Source organism: Kitasatospora sp. NPDC058965 (assembly GCF_042741245.1).
Classification (GTDB): Bacteria; Actinomycetota; Actinomycetes; order Streptomycetales; family Streptomycetaceae; genus Kitasatospora.
This window is the reverse complement of the sequence record NZ_JBHYKG010000536.1, coordinates 1-2,815: the sequence shown is the minus strand read 5'-3', so window position 1 is coordinate 2,815 and position 2,815 is coordinate 1. Positions and strand designations below refer to the sequence as shown.

At 76.8% G+C, this 2,815-nt stretch carries 1 protein-coding gene; it reads left to right on the top strand.

Features of this window, described 5'->3' with window-relative positions; translation table 11 throughout:
- A partial coding sequence (locus tag ACFW1A_RS39775; protein WP_380418488.1) for an SDR family NAD(P)-dependent oxidoreductase occupies window positions 1–2,815 on the top strand: 2,815 nt, incomplete at both ends.

Genomic DNA, 2,815 nt, shown 5'->3' with positions numbered 1-2,815 from the left:
GGATGGGCCTGGAGCTGTACGCGAGCGAACCGGTGTTCGCGGCTGCCTTCGACGCGGCGGCCGAGGAGCTGGGGCTGCCGCTGGCCGACGTGATCGCCGCCGGGGACGGCCTGGACCGCACCGGGTGGGCGCAGCCCGCGCTGTTCGCGGTCGAGACGGCGCTGTACCGGCTCTTCGAGTCGTGGGGTGTGCGGCCGGACTTCGTGGCGGGCCACTCGATCGGCGAGTTGGCCGCCGCGCACGTCGCGGGAGTGCTGTCGCTCACGGACGCCGCGCGGCTGGTCGCCGCGCGCGCCGCGCTGATGGAGGCGCTGCCGGGCGGCGGAGCGATGGTGGCGGTGCAGGCGGGCGAGGACGAAGTCCGGGCCGCGCTGGTGCCCGGTGCGGAGATCGCGGCGGTCAACGGTCCGCGCTCGCTGGTGGTCTCGGGCGACGAGTCGGCGGTCGAGCAGGTGGTGGCGCGGTTCGCCGACCGACGCACCCGCCGGCTGCGGGTCAGCCACGCGTTCCACTCCGCCCACATGGACGGGATGCTCGACGCGTTCCGCGCCGTCGCGGCCGACCTGGCGTACGCACCGCCGGCCGTCCCGGTGGTCTCCGCCCTGACCGGGCGGATCGCGACCGCGGCCGAGCTGGCGGACCCCGAGTACTGGGTGCGCCAGGTCCGCGAGGCGGTGCGGTTCGCCGACGTGGTCGGCGAGTTGGACCGCGAAGGAGTCGCCACCTTCGTGGAGCTCGGTCCGGACGGCACCCTGTCGGGGCTGGTCGGACAGGCGTTGGAGACACCGGTGACGGCGGCCGCGCTGCGCCCGGAGCGGGACGAGCGGACCACCGCGCTGACCGCGCTGGCCCGGATCCACGTGCAGGGGCACGCCGTGGACTGGCCGGCGCTGTTCGGCGGCGACCGGCGCCCGCAGGTGATGCTGCCGACCTACCCCTTCCAGCGCCGCCGCTACTGGCTGGACAGCACGGCACGGAGCACGGACGCGGCCGGTCTGGGCCTCGGAGCGGTGGACCATCCGGTCCTGGCGGCCGTCGTGGCGCCCGCCGACTCGACCACGGTGCTGCTCACCGGCAGCCTGGGCCTGCGGACCCACGCCTGGCTCGCGGACCACACCGCGTTCGGCACCGTGATCGCCCCCGGCGCCGCCCTGGTCGAGCTGGCCGTCCGGGCCGGTGACGAGGTCGGTGCGGGCGTCCTGGACGAGCTGGTGGTGGAGGCGCCGCTGGCCCTGCCCGCGCAGGGCTCGGTCCAGCTCCAGGTGGCGGTGGGCGAGCCCGGTGCCGAAGGCGCGCGGACCGTCACCCTCCACGCGCGCACGGCGGACGAGGGCGAGTGGACCCGCCACGCGAGTGGCGTCCTCGCCGTCGCCGGGGCCGGGGCGGTCCCGCAGGCCGGGTGGGCCGCAGCCGCCTGGCCGCCCGCCACCGGCGTGGCACTCCCGGTGGCCGAGGCCTACGGGACCCTGGCCCGGCTCGGCCTCGACTACGGACCGGCCTTCCAAGGCCTGCGGGCGGTGTGGCGGGACGGCGACACGCTCTACGCCGAGGCTGCGCTGCCCGAGGAACTGCGGGGCGAGGCCGCGCGGTTCGGGATCCACCCGGCCCTGCTCGACGCGGCGGCCCAGCTGCCCGCCCTGCACGCGGGCGCCGACGGGGGGCACCGCCTGCCGTTCGCCTACCGCGGCGTCACCCTGCACGCCGCGGGCGCCACCGAGCTGCGGATCCGACTCGCCGCGCACGGACCGCAGGAGTACGGCCTGGAGGCCACCGACGCGGCCGGCCGACCCGTGGTCACGATCGCCTCGCTGAGCACCCGCCCGGTGCGCGCCGACCAGTTCGCAGGGCCCGACACGCTGTTCGCGGTGGACTGGCCGGAGCTGGCGCTGACGGACCCTCAGGAGCACTTCGACTGGCAGGACCTGGCGGCCCCCACCGGTGCCGACGGGGTGTCGGCGGAGCTGCTGGACGCGCTGCGCTCCTGGCTGTCGACCGGGACCGCCGAGCGGCTCGTGGTACTGACCAGGCGGGCGGTGACGGTCCACGCCGACGAGGCCGTGGACCTTGCGGCGGCGCCGGTGTGGGGGTTGGTCCGGTCGGCGCAGTCGGAGCACCCGGAGCGGTTGGTGCTGGTGGACAGTGACGACACGCCCGCCTCGCGGGCGGTGCTGGCGGCCGCGGTGGCCACCGGTGAACCGCAACTCGCGCTGCGCGAGGGCCGGGTGCACGTGCCGCGCCTGGTGCGGACCGCCCCGGCAACCGCCGACCGTCCGTGGGATCCGGACGGCACGGTGCTGATCACGGGTGGCACCGGGACGCTGGGTGCGCTGTTGGCCCGTCACCTGGTGACCGAGCGCTCGGTCGGGCACCTGCTGCTGCTCTCCCGCAGTGGTCTCGCCGCCCCGGGAGCCGAGGAGCTGATGGCGGAGCTGACGGCCCTCGGCGCCACGGTCACGATCGAGGCGGTGGACGCGGCCGACCGGGAGGCACTGGCGGCCGCGCTGGAGCGGATCCCGGCCGCCCACCCGCTGACGGCGGTGGTGCACACGGCCGGCGTGGTGGACGACGGCATCGTGACCGCCCTGACGCCCGAGCGGCTGGCCGCCGTGTGGCGCCCCAAGGCCGAGGGCGCCCGCCACCTGCACGAGCTGACGCGGGGCCACGACCTGGCCGCCTTCGTCCTCTACTCCTCCGTCGCCGGCGTCCTCGGTTCGCCGGGCCAGGCGAGCTACGCGGCGGCCAACACCTACCTGGACGCCCTGGCCCAGCACCGGCGCGCCCTCGGGCTGCCCGGCCAGTCGCTGGCCTGGGGCCA